The organism is Parasphingorhabdus sp. NYA22 (assembly GCF_976973735.1).
Window position 1 is genome coordinate 3,107,874 of the sequence record NZ_OZ333477.1, and the last position, 15,226, is coordinate 3,123,099.

Consider the following 15,226-nt stretch of genomic DNA (forward strand, 5'->3'; position numbering starts at 1 on the left):
CGCTGATATGGAGAAAGCTGAAAAAATTGGCTTGGGAATAGCGGCTGCGGGTCATGTGGCCCTGTTCGGCGCGCTCTCCTTGAGCATATTGAGCAGCACCAACGACGCGTTTCGCAACAAGCCGATCGAGGTTATGATTGCCGATGAAGTGGGGCTCGAAAGCGCCGCTCCCGATCCTTCCATGATCACGCCTGCGACCAGCGTTGCACCGGAACTCGGTGCGCCGGAAGAGAGCAGCTTTGTCGAACCGGAGCCGCTGCCCGAACCACCGAAAGCCGAAGCAAAACCGACACCGGCAAGCAAGCCCGCTCCCGTTTCCCGCGAGCCCCGGCGGCGACCGGACAAGCCCGCCAGTACCACGGCCAAGGCAGAACCGAAGCCGGTTCCCAAACCGAAACCCCGCGGTTCGCGACTGGGCGATGATTTCCTGAAAGGCGTCACCGATGCGCCTTCGGTGAGCCGGAACCAGAATATCGCGGCGGAGCGGGCCTCGCCTGCAGCCGTCGCTTCTCTGGAGCGCGAACTATACCGGCTGATCAAACAGAAATGGCGTCCTCCGACAGGAGCAGACGCGGAACTGTTGCGCACCACTGTCACCGCCCGTCTGGATAGTAGCGGCAAGATTATCGGCCGACCGACAGCGACCACAACAGGCATCACGCCGAGCAATCGCTCGCAGGTCGACATCCATCAGGAACGGGCTATTGCTGCGGTCCAGCTAGCGGCACCTTTTACAACATTCCCGGAAAAATATTATGATGAATGGAAGGTTATCGAACCTGTCCTGTATCTTGGCGTCTAGGAGACCAACCATGCAATCACCCGCCTTCTATATCCGAACCGTCATGCTTGGCATCATCGCCAGCGTTGGCCTGACCGCGACCGCACATGCCCAATTGACCGTCGATGTCGACAATAGCGCGTCGGAAGAACTGGTCATTGCCGTTCCCGGCCTGCCCACGCCGCAGAGCGTGAACACGGCTGCCGGCAGCACCAGTGAACTGGGCGCAAAAATCAGCGATGTCATCGTCACCGACTTGCGATCGAGCGGCTTGTTCAAGCCGATCGGGCGCAACCAGGTCCGCGGGATCAGCTATTCGGAAGTCACCGCTCCGCAATTTCCTTATTGGAGCGGTACCAGTGCCTCTGCCCTGATCCAGGGCTTCGTGCGGGCCAATCCCGATGGCAAGCTGACGGTTGGCTGCTATCTCTATGATGTCGCTCTGGAAACCGAACTCACCCGTCAGGGCTTCATCGTCGAGCCGCGCGACTGGCGCCGGGCCGCGCATAAATGCGCCGATTCCATCTATTCGAGACTGAGCGGAGAATCGCCCTTTTTCGATAGCCGCATTGCCTATATTGCCGAGACCGGCCCAAAGGGTAACCGGGTCAAGAGACTGGCGATCATGGACAGCGACGGCGCCAACCACCGGTTCATCACCAATGGCCAGGCCACTGCCCTCACCCCGCGCTTTTCTCCCGATTACAAGAGCATCGTCTATCTGAGCTTTCTCGACGGCAACCCGCGCATCTATGTCTATGACATCGGCACCGGTCGCCAGCGCCTGATCACCCAGAGCACCAATCCTACCTTTGCCCCGCGCTGGTCGCCCGATGGCAAGTGGATCCTCTATTCCATGGCGATTGCCGGCAATACCGATATCTACAAGGTTTCGGCAGCGGGCGGCGGCAGGCCGCAGCAGCTGACCTTTTCCCCCGGTATCGATATCGGCGGCAGCTTCTCTCCAGACGGCAGCCGGATTGTCTTTGAAAGCGACCGCTCGGGCAGCCAGCAGCTCTATGTCATGAACGCCGATGGCGGCAACGAACGGCGGATCAGCTTTGGTGGCGGACGTTTTGCCACTCCGGAATGGAGCCCGCGCGGCGACCTGATTGCCTTCACCAAGATGGCCGGCAATTTCCGTATCGGCGTGATGACACCCAGCGGCGGTGGCGAGCGTCTGCTGACCAACAGCTGGCAGGATGAAGCGCCGACATGGGCGCCCAATGGCCGGGTGATCCAGTTTTTCCGGACCACCAAGGGAAGCGGCGGCACCGGTATCTGGCAAGTCGACCTGACCGGCCGCAACGAACGGCAGTTACCGACGCCGGTCAACGGCTCGGATCCGGCCTGGGGTCCGTTGCTTCCGTGAATTCAAATCAAGACAAGTCACTGGAAAAAGGTTATATAAAGCCCAAGGGCAAATTCAAATAGGAGCAGAATTATGATCAAATATGCAACTCCCCTCCTGATTACCGCGAGCCTGGTTTTGGCTGGCTGTTCGAAGAAAGCACCGGAAGAACTGCCGCCACCACCTGTTGGCACCACGACTCCCACCCCAGCACCGACCGGCCCCGTCGGCCCCGGCTATGCTCAGGGATCGCAGGGCGATTTCCTGGCCAATACGATGTCCGACCGGGTCCTTTTCGACACCGATCGCTTCAATATCGATTCGCAGGATCAGCTTATCCTGCAGAGCCAGGCGCAATGGCTGGCGCAAAACCCGAATGCGCGGGTCACCATCGAGGGCCATGCCGACGAACGCGGCACCCGCGACTATAACCTTGCGCTCGGCGAGCGTCGTGCCAATGCGGCGAAAAACTACCTCGCTTCTCTTGGCGTCAGCCCGTCCCGGATGACCACGGTCAGCTATGGCAAGGAACGCCCCGAAGCGCTCGCTTCCACCGAGAGCGCATGGGCACAGAACCGCCGCGCCGTGAGCGTCGTCATCCGCTAGACCGGACGGACAAAAGAGACAAAAAAAGGGCCGCCACCTGAACAGGTAGCGGCCCTTTTTTGTCGCTCAAAAAACGCTTATTTCTTGGTGCCGGTCATTGCCATTTCACCGAAAGCGCCTGCTTTAACCGAACCGGCCAGTTGACCGTCGGTGATTGTCGCATCGCCTTCCAGCTTCATCGGCATGGGAACGGTCATGTTCATTTCCCAGGTGATGTGATTGCCATCGACCTTGCCGTTTTCGACGTCCATCGCGCCCATAGCGCCGGCGTTGGTGCCGGTGAACGTGTCACCGTCGGTGACGATGGTGAATTCCGACGTCTGGTCTCCCATCGGGGATTTGGTTACGCAAGTATAAGTTCCATCAATAGACATTCCATTCTCCTTTTCATGTCAAAGCCCTGAACCGGCTCAAGTCACCGATCACTCGTCGCCTTCTGCCGAATCATTCGAACTACTCTCACTATTAACAGCAGTGTCATTAACTTCATAGCCGCGATATTCTATCGGCATGTCCAGCGCATCCAGCTGCGCTTTGATCTTGTCGACATCACCGACGATCACCCAGGTGAATTTGTCCGGGTCAACCGCTTCGGCCATGGCATTGTTCAAATCATCTTCGGTCAGCGCCTTGTACCGATCCGCAACAGTCTCGGCATAATCGGACGGCCGGCCGAACATCACGTCGCCCTGCATCTGGCCCAATATGCTGGTCGTGCGCTCGAACTGGCCGGGCAGCTGACGGACATTGCCGTTGACCGTGCGTTCCAGTTCCGCTGCCGTGACGCCATTTTCGCCCATGAAGTCGCGAACCTGTGCATCGATTGCTGCAACAGCAGGACCGGTCTGGTTGGTCTGCACCGGCGCACGCATCGTGTACAATACCCGGTCTTCGCCGCGCAATACGGTGTTGCGTGTGCCGTAGCTCCAGCCCTTGGTCTCGCGCAGATCCATATTGATCCGCGAGAGGAAATTGCCGCCCAGAACTTCATTGGCCGCGCTGAGAGTCAGCAGATCGTCCGACCCCTTATAAGGCAGGACCTGCCCCGCCAGGATCATCGATTGCGGAGAATTCGGACGGTGGATAACTATGACCCGGCCCTCTCCTTCCGGGATGGCGGCATCGAAATTCTTCGCCGGCGCGGCCTTTCCGGAGCCTTTCCACTTACCGAAGCGCAGCTCAAGCTTGTCGACAAGCTGCTCCTTGTCGATTTTACCCGCTGCGAAGATCGTCGCCTTGGCCGGATGCATCCATTGCTGATGGAAGGCCGCCAGATCATTGCGGGTAATGGCCGAAACCGTTTCCTTGGTGCCGTTACCCGAAAGGCCGCGGCCATAAGGATGGTCGGCACCGAAGAGCAGCGGCGGCAGCGTGTTGCTGGCAATGCTCAGCGGATCGCTTTCCTCGCGGTCGATCGCGGTCAGCAACTGGACACGGATGCGCTCAATATCATCCGTCTTGAACGCCGGATTTTTGACAATATCCGCCATCAGGTCAAGCGAAGCATCGAGATTCGGATTGACCGCGCTCAGACCGACATCGGTGCGGTCACGCCCGCCGCCGATGCTGATATTGGCACCCAGCCGTTCCTGTTGCTCGGCAATTTCGACCGATGTCAGGCTGGTCGTGCCTTCTTCCAATATCCCGGTGACGAAATTCTGCAGCCCGAGCTTGTCGGACGAATCCGCGCTGGTGCCGGCGTTGAAAGACAGGGTCACCCGGGTCATCGGCACCGCATCGCGATGGGCAAAATAGACTTTGATGCCGTTCGACAGGGTCGCGGTCTCGATATCCGGGAAATCGACATTGGGGATCTCGCCGACGGGCGGCAATTGGGACCGGTCGGGCGCGGTTACGGTTCCGGCCTGACCGTCCTGCATGTAAAAGGCGGGAGCGGTCAGAACGCCGGTCCGCGCGCCTTTGCCAGCGCCGACTTCCTGATATTCTTCCCGTTCGCCCGGCACCACCGTGATACCAAGGACCGGACGGCTCAGCCATTTTTGCATCGCCGCCTTGACCGCTGCCGGTGTCGTTGCTGCCAGCCGGCCCAGTTCTTTCTTGTAGAATTCCGGATCATCGGAATAGAGCTTGCCCTGCGCCAGGGCCACGGCCTTGCCGCTAAAGCCGCCAACCTGCTCCAGCCCGGCAATCCGTGCCGCAGCATTGCGTGTCGCCACCCGCTGCACTTCATCTTCGGTCGGGCCATTGGCGATGAAATCGGCGATTATCTCGTCCAGCCGCTTGGCGACGATATCTGCGTCTTCACCCGGCTTCACGTCTGCCTGGATATTCACGAAGCTGCTGTGCACGAAGGGAATGACATAGGCGGAAACGGAAACCGCGTTTTTCTCGTCCCGGACCATGATATTGTCGAGCCGCGAGCTGGCGAGGCCGCCGAGCACGGTCAGGCCGACATCGAGCGGCGTATAGTCGGGATCGTTCAGACCCGGCACCACCCAGTTGCGGTAGATGCGCGTGGTCGCGACCTTGTCTTTCATCACCTCGTAGATCGGGGCGTCAAGAGTGGGAATAGCGGGGTCGAGTTGCGGGATTGGCTTGCCACTCGGAATCGCGCCGAACCATTTGTTGACCTTGGACCGCGCAGTCGCGACATCAATATCGCCGGCCAGCACAAGAATGGAATTATTCGGTCCGTAATGATCGGTGAACCAGGATTTCATATCGTCGAGCGAAGCCGCTTCGAGATCTTCGAGCGATCCGATCGTGTCGTGACCATAAGGATGATCTGCGGGAAACAGCAATTCTGTCTGGCGATAGCCGACCAGCCCGTAAGGCTGATTGTCGCCCTGGCGTTTTTCGTTCGACACAACGCCAATTTGATTGTCGAGCTTCTCCTGCGTCACCGCGCCGAGCAGATAGCCCATCCGGTCGCTTTCGAGAAACAGCGCAACATCCAGCGCGGAGGTCGGGACGGTCTGGAAATAGTTGGTCCGGTCGAGCCAGGTCGTGCCGTTGAGATCGGTCGCGCCAATCTGCCGCAGCGGTTCGAAAAAATCTCCCGGTGCATTTTCCGAGCCGTTGAACATGATATGTTCGAACAGATGCGCATAGCCGGTCTTGCCCTCGGGCTCGTTGGCCGAACCGACGCCATACCAGATCGAGACCGCCACGACCGGCGCCTTGCGATCGGTGTGGACGAGAACTTTCAACCCGTTGTCGAGAGTGAATTCCTCATAGGGAATATCAACCGCGGCAACCAGTTCGCTAACCGGTGCCGGTTCGGCGGATTCATGATGTTTGGCCAGCGCGGGCGCAGTGACCGTCAATGCCGTGGTGGTCAGCGCCAGCAACAGGGAACGGGACAAACGGGACATCGGAATATTCCTCTCAATCAATATGAAATTTCTCAGCTTCGAACATGGCGCTAAACCGGGCCTGATCGATCACCGGCTTCGACCAACGTCATTCAGACGTCGACCAACGGCTATTTTGCCTTCCACCCCCAGAACAGATGGCAGGGCAGGATATTCCAGAGGGAATGGCCGCTGTCGATATGGTCGAAATGCGGTGTCATGAAATCGCGTGCTTTTTTGACGAACTGGTAAACCAGAAAGGCGCCGCCCGGACGGATGACATCATAGGTCTCTTTGGCAATTTTCGGACCGAGCTGATCGGGCAATGTGGAGAACGGCAGACCGGACAGGACATAGTCGGCTTTTTCGTGCCCGAGCTCTCTTATGATCTTTTGCACATCGGCGGCGGACCCGTGAATCGGGTAGAAGCGGCTGTCGCGGATCGACTTGCTCAGATAATCGATGAAATCTTCATTCAGGTCGATCACGATCAAAGTCGCATCGGGCTTCATCCGTTCGAGCACCGGGCGGCAGAATGTGCCCACACCCGGACCATATTCGACGAACAGGTCGCACTCGTCCCATTTCACCGGTTCAAGCATCTTCTTGATCGTGATGTCGGACGACGGCATGATCGAACCCACCATCACCGGATGTTTCAGGAAACCCTTGAAGAACACACCCCAGGGACCGAGACGGCGCTCCAGTCGCGACTTGATACGGTCCATAATTTTCGTTTTGGCGACACTATTTGACAAACCATTCCTCCGGCAACAGATCAAACTGTAATAGTAGAGCGTTACAGCGCCGGTGACAAATATAATAGCGGTTGCCCGGTGCAATCCACCGGTTAAAAGATAGTCATGCAGCTTCATCCAAACGACTCCATCGCGGTGATCTTTTGCGCGCAACGCACCGACACCGGTGAAGAGGACTATCAGGCCGCTGCGGCAGCCATGGGCGCGCTCGCCGCGCAGCAACCGGGCTATCTTGGCGAGGATCATGCCAGATCTGCGGACGGCTTCGGGATCACGGTCAGCTACTGGCGCGATGATGCCAGCGCCAGGGCATGGCGCGACAACCCGGAACATGCCCTGATCCGTGATCAGGGTCGCGACAAATGGTACAGCGCCTACAGCCTTCATGTCGCCCGCGTCGAACGTGGCTATGACTGGCAGAAATAGCATGGCATAGGAACGCCGATGGCTGATTCTCCCGACCTTGAACCGCTGAACCGCAAGCTATCCTATCCGGATGCCAAGCCGATAGACAGCACGCGTATGGCTGTCTTGTTCTCGGTCATGCTGGTCACCGCTTCGGGCAACACGGCCATGCAGTCGATTTTGCCGACCATCGGAACGCAGCTGAATATCCCCGATTTCTGGGTCAGCGCGGCGTTCAGCTGGTCGGCTCTACTCTGGGTCTATACCGCGCCGAAGTGGGCACGCCAATCCGACCATCGCGGCCGCAAGGCGCTGATGCGGCTCGGTATGATCGGCTTTACCACTTCCTTCGCGCTAGCCGGTCTGGCGCTTTTTCTGGGACTGCTCGGCTGGTATAGCGCGCTCTGGACCTTCATCCTGTTTGCCTTTTTCCGCAGCCTTTATGGCGGCCTCGGCTCGGCTGCGCCGCCCGCGGTACAAGCCTATGTCGCCGCCCGCACCGCGCGCGCCGACCGGACCAAGGCGCTGTCGCTGATTTCATCCTCTTTCGGGCTTGGTACGATTGTCGGTCCGGCGATTGCGCCATTGCTGATCATTCCGGCTCTCGGCCTGTCCAGCCCGATGTTTGCCTTTGCCGCAATCGGTATATTGGTGATGATCGCGCTGGCGCTGAAACTGCCCAATGACAATCCCGGCTATCAGGCACGCGGTGTGGTGACGTCCGAGCCCTATAGCTCTGCTCCTTCGTCGAGCAGCCTGAAAGAAGAGGATGATAGCGGCGAAGAGGAAAGCAGCCTGCCGCCGCGATTGCGCTGGGGTGATGAGCGGGTCAAACCGTGGTTGATCACCGGCATACTGGGCGGCAATGCCCATGCTCTGATATTGGGCGTGGTCGGCTTTCTGGTGCTCGACCGGCTGGGCTTGCGCGGCGATCCTGAAATGGGAATCCGGATGACCGGCCTCGTACTGATGGCCGGTGCAGCAGCGACCCTGCTGGCGCAATGGGGCCTGATCCCGCTGCTGCAAATGGGTCCGCGTTCCTCGATATTATGGGGCATGGTCCTGGGCGCCTTCGGCTGCCTGATCATCGGCCTGTCGCACGACCTTTACGGCATCATCATCGGATTCGCGGTGGCATCGCTCGGCTTTGGCCTGTTCCGCCCCGGCTTTACCGCCGGCGCCTCGCTCGCCGTCAAACGATCCGAGCAGAACGGCGTGGCCGGCATTGTCGCGTCGGTGAACGGCATGGCGTTCATCGCCTCACCGGCCTTTGGCGTGCTGCTCTACACCTATGCCGGCCCCCTGCCATTCTGGCTGGCGACCGGCATCTGTGTATTCCTGTTCGGCTGGGGCTTCAAAACCCTCAAGCTCGACGACCGGATCATGACCGACAACTAGCCGGTTATCCGTGTTTGCTGTCCTTCACCGGAGTCAGCATTCCCGGCGAGACAAAACCAATCGGTTCGGCCCGCATCGCGTTCTGCTTCAGCTGTGATTCCATTTTGGAATATTCTTCCTCCATATCCTCGGTGACCGAAGCCCGGCTGTCTTCCAGCGCCTTTTCGAAATGCTTCATCTGCACGGTTTCAACCAGACCGCCAAATTCCCGCAGCGCGTAAAGCCCGGCCCGGCGGACCAGGTCCTCCAGATCGGCACCGGAATAGCGGTCGGTGCGTTCGGCCATATCGTCGAGGTCGACATCCTTGGCCAGCGGCATTTTCGAGGTGTGAATAGCCAATATGCGGCGGCGGCCAGCCTTGCCCGGAACCGGTACATAGATCAGCTCGTCAAAGCGTCCCGGCCGCAGCAACGCCGGATCGACCAGACCCGGGCGATTGGTCGCACCGATCAGGATCACCGACTGCATTTCTTCCAGCCCGTCCATTTCCGCGAGGAGCGTATTGACCACCCGCTCGGTAACCTGGGGTTCGCCCATGCCGCGGCCCCGCGCAGGGACGAGACTGTCGATCTCGTCGATGAACAGAATCGTCGGCGCGACTTGCCTTGCCCGCGCGAACAGGCGCGCAATCTGTTGTTCGCTCTCGCCATACCATTTGGAGAGCAGGTCGCTCGATTTGACTGCGATGAAATTGGCTTCGGCTTCGCGCGCAACCGCCTTCGCCAGCAAGGTCTTGCCGGTTCCAGGCGGGCCGTAGAGCAGAAAACCCTTGGCGGGACGAATGCCCAGACGCGTAAAGGCTTCCGGGTTTTTTAGCGGTAGCTCGATACCTTCCTTCAACCGCATCTGCGCATCGTCGAGACCGCCAATATCTTCCCAGCGGACATCCGGTGCCTGAACCATCACTTCACGCATCGCGGAAGGCTGGACGCGTTTCAGCGCTTCGATGAAATCATGCCGGTAAACGACCAGTTCCTCGAGCACTTCCGGTGGCACGGTTTCCGATTCCAGATCCAGCTTGGGCATGATCCGGCGGACAGCTTCAATCGCCGCCTCGCGAGTCAATGCCGCCAGATCAGCTCCAACAAAACCATAGGTTGTGCGGGCAAGCTCTTTCAAATCAACATTTTTGTCGAGCGGCATACCGCGCGTGTGGATACCCAGTATCTCGCGCCGTCCGGCAAAATCGGGAACGCCAACGATGATTTCCCGATCGAAGCGACCGGGACGACGCAGCGCCTCGTCAATCGCTTCGGGACGGTTGGTTGCGGCGATGACCACCAGATTGAGCCGGGATTCGAGACCGTCCATCAGGGTGAGCAATTGCGCCACCAGACGCTTCTCGGTTTCGCCCTGCACCTGTCCGCGTTTCGGCGCGATCGAATCGATCTCGTCGATGAACAGGATTGATGGCGCGGCCTTGGTCGCCGCTTCGAATATTTCGCGCAGCTTCTTTTCCGACTCGCCATAGGCGGAGCCCATGATCTCCGGGCCGTTGATCAGGAAAAATTCGGCTTCGCTTTCATTGGCGACCGCCCGGGCGAGCCGTGTCTTGCCGGTCCCCGGAGGGCCGTGCAACAGCACGCCGCGTGGCGGATCGACACCAAGCCGGGTGAACAGTTGCGGGTAGCGCAATGGCAATTCGACCATTTCACGGAGCTGGTCGATGGTTTCGTGCAACCCGCCAATATCGTCATAGGTGACGTCAGCGCGGCGATGCTCGGTCGATTCCTCATATTCCGGACGCAGTTCGACCTCGGTCTCCTCGTCGATATGGACAATCCCCTTGGGAGTGGTCGCGATGACGTTGAGCCGTATCTGGGTCAGGGAAAAGGCCGGCGCTGCCAGCATCTGCCGCAATTGTGGCGGCATATCGCCGCGGTCGACCTGTTGCTGGCCATGGGTGGCGACGAAATCTCCCGCTTTCAGCGGACGTCCCATGAAGCTGCGCTTCAGGCCGCCGCCATTGCCCTGCAATCGCAGGTCTTTTTGCGCCGGGCCGAAGACCACCTTCTTGGCCGGTTTCGATTCGACCTTGCGAATTTCGACAAAGTCTCCCGCACCGACACCGGCATTGGCGCGCTGCAGACCGTCAAGACGGACAAAGTCGAGTCCCTCGTCTTCCGGATAGGGCAGGACCGCTCGCGCTGGCGTAGTCTGTTTGCCGACAATTTCGACAACGTCGCCCTCGATCAATCCCAATTTACCGAGATTGTCACGGGACAGACGGGCCAGTCCGCGACCGCTATCCTCGGGCCGGGCATTGGCAACTTGTAATTTCAGAAGGCTGCTATCGTCTTCGGGCTTATCTTTATTGGGTACTGGATCGGACACTGGGGCGTATCTCCTCGATAATCGTTTTGGTTCTTTCCAATAAGATAGGGATCGCCAGGCCGATATGCGACTCAGATTTTCAGATGAAGCATCGCATGGCCGAATTCTGCCAAAAAAAAAGGCCAGTTCCGAAGAACTGGCCTGAAAAGTTTTTAGGAGAGGATGCCTGAAAGGCCCACTCTGAATGCAGCCAAACCCATTATTGTGCAAGTGCGAAAAGAACATTGTAGGTTGCATATCTTGCAACTTAGCAATAATGCTAGTGACAGTTTTCCGCCATTCCCCTTGATTCGGCCCTAATTTTGCGTTGCACAAAGCTGATTTAGCCACAATATTGGTCATTCTATGCGTCGTCTTCCTCCCCTCCGCGCCCTCGAGGCCTTCATTCGCGTTGCCCGTCTGGGCTCTTCCAAGGCTGCTGCAGCAGAACTGGCACTGTCTGCGCCTGCGCTCAGCCGGCGAATCAAATCGCTGGAGGACCATATCGGCAAACCTCTGTTCGAACGGCGAAACCAATCGATGGTATTGAATGGTGACGGCCAGGCTTTGCTGAAAGCGGTGGCCCCGGCGCTGGAAGTTATCGGCGAAGCGGTCGACCAGATGACGGTCACCGGCGGCGATATGCGCTTGCGCCTCGGCGTACTGCCATTGTTCGGAGCAACGCGCTTGTTGCCGAAGCTGCCCGCACTCAAAAAACTTTATCCCAAGCTGCATATTGACGTCGATACGTCCGCCCATGCGGAAAATATGCTGGGCGACGCCGTTGATGCGGCGATCATCATCAGTGACGATGTCGATCCCAATCTCTATTCGGTAAAGCTGGACAGCAACAAGGTTTATGCGATTGCATCGGCCGAGCTGACCAAGGGTCCCAACGCGATCAGCAAGCCGGAGGATCTACAGAACCATAATATCCTGATCCACAGCAACATGACCCGGGCCTTTGACCAGTGGAAGGAAGCGGTCGGACTGCCCGATCTTCAGCCGGCCGGTATCGACCATCTCGACAGCGGCCCGCTGATGCTGGAAGCGGCAGCACAGGGGCTCGGCATCGCGATCATGCACGGCGGCCATTTTTCGGATGCCCATGATTCGCGGCTGGTCCGGTTATTCGACCATCAGGTCGACAGCCCGTACAGCTACTGGTTCGTATGCCGCAAACGCGACATGAAGAACCGCGCGGTGCGGATTTTCCATGACTGGGTTGTAAAAGCGGGCCTCTAGAGCCGAGACGCTAGGCCTTTAGATCGGGATCCAGTTCCAGATCGTCATCGAGCTGCACGCCAAAGCTGTTCAGCAGCATCGATACCTGGCTATATTGTCCGACGGTCATCACCAGATCCATCCGCTGTTTTTCGGTCAGCTCCGCAAGCGCCGCCCAGGTCGCGTCAGCAACATGCCCGTCACCGGTCAGTTCGTCGGTGGCCTGAAGCATCGCACGCTCGATCGGGGTCCAGCCCGGAGCATCTGGTCCCACCTTGATCCGCTCGATCTCTTCATCGGTCAGACCGCAGTCTTTGCCGATGCGCACATGCTGCGCCCATTCATAGCCCGACTTCCAGTTGAAGCCGGTGCGCAATATGATGATCTCGCGTTCGCGCGGCGGCAGGTCATTATGGTCGGACAGGATATAGCCGCCCCACCACATGAAGGCTTTATAGGCTTTTGGTGCCTTGAGCAGCGTCCGGAAGATATTGAGTATCTTGCCGGTCTTGAAGCGCTCACCCAGCATCGCCCGCTGCTCGGGACCGAGTTCTGACTCGGCGAGCGGGGCGATCCTGGGTTTATCGAGACGCATTTCGGATGATTAAGCCAGTGTGACCGACTTGATTGCGCCTGGCTTCGCTGGTGGTTCGCCTTTTGGCAGTGCGTGAACCGCTTCCATGCCGGAAGTCACTTCGCCCCAGACGGTATATTGACCATCAAGGAAGCCTGCATCGTCGAGGCAGATGAAGAACTGGCTGTTCGCGCTGTTCGGGTCCATCGTACGGGCCATCGAGCAAGTGCCTTCAACATGTGGCTCTTTGGAAAATTCCTGCGCAATATCGGGCTTGTCGCTGCCGGACATGCCGGTACCGGTCGGGTCGCCGCCTTGCGCCATGAAGCCGTTGATGACGCGGTGGAAAACCACGCCGTCATAAAAGCCTTCGGAGGCCAGCTCGGTGATCCGCGCAACATGGTTCGGCGCGAGATCAGGGCGGAGCTTGATTTCAACATCGCCTGTGTCGAGGTGGAAAGTCATTTTTTCGTGGGACATCGGGTCTATTCCTTTTCGTTCATTGAATCAGTCTTGGGCCGCATATAGGCAACGCGTCCGGAAAAATCACCCTGTCTGGCGATAATTGTCACAAAAGATTGCAATTGCAACGTTGCAGCGACTAATAAGCAGCCGAACGCGCAGACAAGGGGAGCATCGCGATGACCGATATCAACGATCCCCAGCACGCCACCATTGAACGTGAAGACGTTCTGGACATTGACAACCGGCTGACCGACGAATTCGTCCGTTCGGTATCCGACGCTGTCGAGAATAATGATAGCACGCTGGCGCAGGAACTGGTCAATCCGCTCCACAATGCCGATATCGCCGATCTGTTCGAGCTGATCGATGCCGACGAACGCGCGCCGCTTGCCAGCGCACTCGGCGATCTGGTCAGCGCCGACGTGCTCGCCGAGATGAACGAGCATGTTCGCGAAGATCTGATCGAAGTGCTCGACGCCGGCCAGATTGCCGACCTGACCGAACAGCTGGATACCGATGACGCGGTCGCAATCATCGAGGATCTCGAAGAAGGCGAGCAACAGGCGGTTCTGGCAGAGCTCGACGCCGAAGACCGCGCCGCGATCGAAAGCGCCCTCACCTATGAGGAGGAAACCGCCGGCCGGATCATGCAGCGCGAATTTGTCGCGGTGCCCGAACATATGCGGGTCGGCGATCTGATCGACTATCTCCGCAAGAGTGATGATCTGACCACCGAATTCTGGGAAATCTATGTTGTCGATCCGGCGTTCCGGCCGATTGGCACCTGTCAGCTCAGCTGGATTCTCAGAACCCCGCGCGAAATCGCTATCGCCGATGTGATGAAGCGCGAGCAGACCCTGATCCCGGTCGACATGGACCAGGAAGAAGTGGCGCTGCGGTTCCAGAAATATAACTTGATCTCCGCTGCCGTGGTCAATGATGACGGACGCCTGATCGGGATGATCACCGTCGATGACATTCTGCATATCGTCGAGGATGAAGCCAGCGAAGACGTGCTGCTACTCTCCGGTGCCGGCGACGGCGACATTAACGAACCGATCCGCGACAGCTACAAGGCCCGCGTGCGCTGGCTGATCACCAATCTGGCGACTGCACTGGTGGCCAGCTTTGTCATCTCGATCTTCGGAGCGGCAATCGAACAGATGGTTGCGCTCGCCGTGCTCATGCCGATCGTGGCGTCTATCGGCGGCAATGCCGGAACCCAGACCATGGCTGTCTCGGTTCGCGCGCTGGCGATGAACGAATTGACCCGCTCCAACACCCGCCGCATTATCGGGCGGGAATTCCGCATAGCCTTGCTCAACGGCGCCACCATTGCCGTGCTGGTCGGAATCGGCACCGGTCTGGTCTTCGCCAATCCCGTGCTCGGCGGGGTTATCGGGGTCGCCATGCTGATCAACATCGTGATCGCCGGTTTCGCCGGGATATTCGTGCCGGTGATGCTCGACCGGATCGATCAGGATCCGGCGCTCGCCTCGTCCGTCTTCGTCACCATGATCACCGACACCATGGGGTTTCTCGCCTTCCTCAGCCTCGCCGTCGGCAGCGGAATGGTCAGCCTTTAAGCCCGGGTATAGGCTGCAACAAAATTGCCGAGGTCCTGATATATCCGTTCCCGCTCGCAATCGCCCAGCATCTCACAGCTGAGCGTATCAAAGCCGGGCCGGTTTTCGCCAGCCGCCAACCTTATCGCCGCGACCAGCCATATTTCATCCGGTGTGGTCAGCGAAGAACAGGGGCGTCCGATCTGGAACGGCTCCTGCCAGGCGGATCCGATCGTCTCGGCCAATATCAATATCCGCGTCGCCGCGCGCCTTCCGCCCAGCCGGTCGGACAGATGGTCGAGACAGTCATAGCTATTCTGGCTCGCGACCACCGCGAGGCGAAAGGCGATGATCAATTTTGCCTCGACCGACGGCAGCGCCCGGATGTCCGGTAGTGGTAGTAAAAGCTTCTCCAATATCTCGCCCAATCTGCTTCTCCTCTATGTCCGATTCCCCTTACAATATGATATT

General features: G+C 58.7%; 14 protein-coding genes. 7 read left to right on the forward strand and 7 right to left on the reverse strand.

Going from position 1 to position 15,226, the window contains the following annotated elements:
• The first annotated feature begins 7 nt into the window (after positions 1-7).
• The 3 genes from ACWFTY_RS14790 to pal all read left to right on the forward strand — a co-directional run bounded on the left by ACWFTY_RS14790 (position 8) and on the right by pal (position 2,738).
• Positions 8-802: a cell envelope biogenesis protein TolA gene (locus ACWFTY_RS14790; protein WP_447524944.1), complete on the forward strand. Its 795-nt coding sequence runs from the start codon at positions 8-10 to the stop codon at positions 800-802.
• Positions 803-812: 10 nt separating this feature from the next.
• The gene (gene tolB / locus ACWFTY_RS14795) at positions 813-2,153 is read left to right on the forward strand and encodes a Tol-Pal system beta propeller repeat protein TolB (protein WP_447524945.1); all 1,341 of its coding nucleotides are present in this window, start codon (positions 813-815) and stop codon (positions 2,151-2,153) included.
• 75 nt (positions 2,154-2,228) lie between these two features.
• Positions 2,229-2,738, forward strand: a complete 510-nt coding sequence (gene pal / locus ACWFTY_RS14800) for a peptidoglycan-associated lipoprotein Pal (RefSeq protein WP_447526910.1) — start codon at positions 2,229-2,231, stop codon at positions 2,736-2,738.
• A gap of 77 nt (positions 2,739-2,815) precedes the next feature.
• Here pal and ACWFTY_RS14805 read toward each other — a convergent pair whose 3' ends face one another.
• From ACWFTY_RS14805 to ACWFTY_RS14815, 3 genes are all read right to left on the reverse strand, one after another.
• On the reverse strand, positions 2,816-3,112 hold the full coding sequence (locus ACWFTY_RS14805; protein WP_447524946.1) for a hypothetical protein: 297 nt from the start codon (positions 3,110-3,112) through the stop codon (positions 2,816-2,818).
• Positions 3,113-3,160: 48 nt separating this feature from the next.
• On the reverse strand, positions 3,161-6,073 hold the full coding sequence (locus tag ACWFTY_RS14810; protein WP_447524947.1) for a M16 family metallopeptidase: 2,913 nt from the start codon (positions 6,071-6,073) through the stop codon (positions 3,161-3,163).
• A 110-nt stretch (positions 6,074-6,183) separates the two neighbouring features.
• Entirely contained in the window at positions 6,184-6,780 is a 597-nt protein-coding gene (locus tag ACWFTY_RS14815) for a class I SAM-dependent methyltransferase (RefSeq protein WP_447524948.1), read from the reverse strand.
• 135 nt (positions 6,781-6,915) lie between these two features.
• On the opposite strand from ACWFTY_RS14815, the gene ACWFTY_RS14820 reads away from it, so the two are divergent.
• A complete protein-coding gene (locus ACWFTY_RS14820) occupies positions 6,916-7,236 on the forward strand; it encodes an antibiotic biosynthesis monooxygenase family protein (protein ID WP_447524949.1) in 321 nt (106 codons plus the stop codon).
• Between the two features lie 18 nt (positions 7,237-7,254).
• A complete protein-coding gene (locus ACWFTY_RS14825; protein WP_447524950.1) occupies positions 7,255-8,613 on the forward strand; it encodes an MFS transporter in 1,359 nt (452 codons plus the stop codon).
• A 4-nt stretch (positions 8,614-8,617) separates the two neighbouring features.
• Here ACWFTY_RS14825 and ACWFTY_RS14830 read toward each other — a convergent pair whose 3' ends face one another.
• Positions 8,618-10,948 carry a CDC48 family AAA ATPase gene (locus ACWFTY_RS14830; RefSeq protein WP_447524951.1) on the reverse strand — a complete coding sequence of 777 codons (2,331 nt, stop codon included), beginning with the start codon at positions 10,946-10,948 and terminating at the stop codon, positions 8,618-8,620.
• A 345-nt stretch (positions 10,949-11,293) separates the two neighbouring features.
• On the opposite strand from ACWFTY_RS14830, the gene ACWFTY_RS14835 reads away from it, so the two are divergent.
• Complete coding sequence (locus ACWFTY_RS14835; protein WP_447524952.1) at positions 11,294-12,172, forward strand: LysR substrate-binding domain-containing protein; 879 nt, start codon at positions 11,294-11,296, stop codon at positions 12,170-12,172.
• Between the two features lie 10 nt (positions 12,173-12,182).
• Here ACWFTY_RS14835 and ACWFTY_RS14840 read toward each other — a convergent pair whose 3' ends face one another.
• Both ACWFTY_RS14840 and ACWFTY_RS14845 read right to left on the reverse strand, forming a co-directional pair.
• Entirely contained in the window at positions 12,183-12,746 is a 564-nt protein-coding gene (locus ACWFTY_RS14840; protein ID WP_447524953.1) for a carboxymuconolactone decarboxylase family protein, read from the reverse strand.
• Positions 12,747-12,755: 9 nt separating this feature from the next.
• Entirely contained in the window at positions 12,756-13,205 is a 450-nt protein-coding gene (locus tag ACWFTY_RS14845) for a peptidylprolyl isomerase (RefSeq protein WP_447524954.1), read from the reverse strand.
• A gap of 161 nt (positions 13,206-13,366) precedes the next feature.
• Here ACWFTY_RS14845 and mgtE point away from each other — a divergent pair, with 161 nt between their 5' ends.
• Positions 13,367-14,776 (forward strand): magnesium transporter, encoded by a 1,410-nt coding sequence (gene mgtE / locus ACWFTY_RS14850; protein WP_447524955.1) that lies wholly within the window; start codon positions 13,367-13,369, stop codon positions 14,774-14,776.
• Here mgtE and ACWFTY_RS14855 read toward each other — a convergent pair.
• Positions 14,773-15,183 (reverse strand): hypothetical protein, encoded by a 411-nt coding sequence (locus ACWFTY_RS14855; RefSeq protein ID WP_447524956.1) that lies wholly within the window; start codon positions 15,181-15,183, stop codon positions 14,773-14,775. The genes mgtE and ACWFTY_RS14855 overlap by 4 nt on opposite strands.
• Positions 15,184-15,226: the final 43 nt, after the last annotated feature.

Coding starts and splice junctions, on each gene's coding strand:
- ACWFTY_RS14835 (WP_447524952.1), top strand. CDS start 11,294: ATGCGTCGTCTTCCTCCCCTCCGCGCCCTCGAGGCCTTCATTCGCGTT.
- ACWFTY_RS14825 (WP_447524950.1), top strand. CDS start 7,255: ATGGCTGATTCTCCCGACCTTGAACCGCTGAACCGCAAGCTATCCTAT.
- ACWFTY_RS14805 (WP_447524946.1), bottom strand. CDS start 3,112: ATGTCTATTGATGGAACTTATACTTGCGTAACCAAATCCCCGATGGGA.
- ACWFTY_RS14840 (WP_447524953.1), bottom strand. CDS start 12,746: ATGCGTCTCGATAAACCCAGGATCGCCCCGCTCGCCGAGTCAGAACTC.
- ACWFTY_RS14810 (WP_447524947.1), bottom strand. CDS start 6,073: ATGTCCCGTTTGTCCCGTTCCCTGTTGCTGGCGCTGACCACCACGGCA.
- ACWFTY_RS14815 (WP_447524948.1), bottom strand. CDS start 6,780: ATGGACCGTATCAAGTCGCGACTGGAGCGCCGTCTCGGTCCCTGGGGT.
- ACWFTY_RS14820 (WP_447524949.1), top strand. CDS start 6,916: ATGCAGCTTCATCCAAACGACTCCATCGCGGTGATCTTTTGCGCGCAA.
- mgtE (WP_447524955.1), top strand. CDS start 13,367: ATGACCGATATCAACGATCCCCAGCACGCCACCATTGAACGTGAAGAC.
- ACWFTY_RS14790 (WP_447524944.1), top strand. CDS start 8: ATGGAGAAAGCTGAAAAAATTGGCTTGGGAATAGCGGCTGCGGGTCAT.
- tolB (WP_447524945.1), top strand. CDS start 813: ATGCAATCACCCGCCTTCTATATCCGAACCGTCATGCTTGGCATCATC.
- ACWFTY_RS14845 (WP_447524954.1), bottom strand. CDS start 13,205: ATGTCCCACGAAAAAATGACTTTCCACCTCGACACAGGCGATGTTGAA.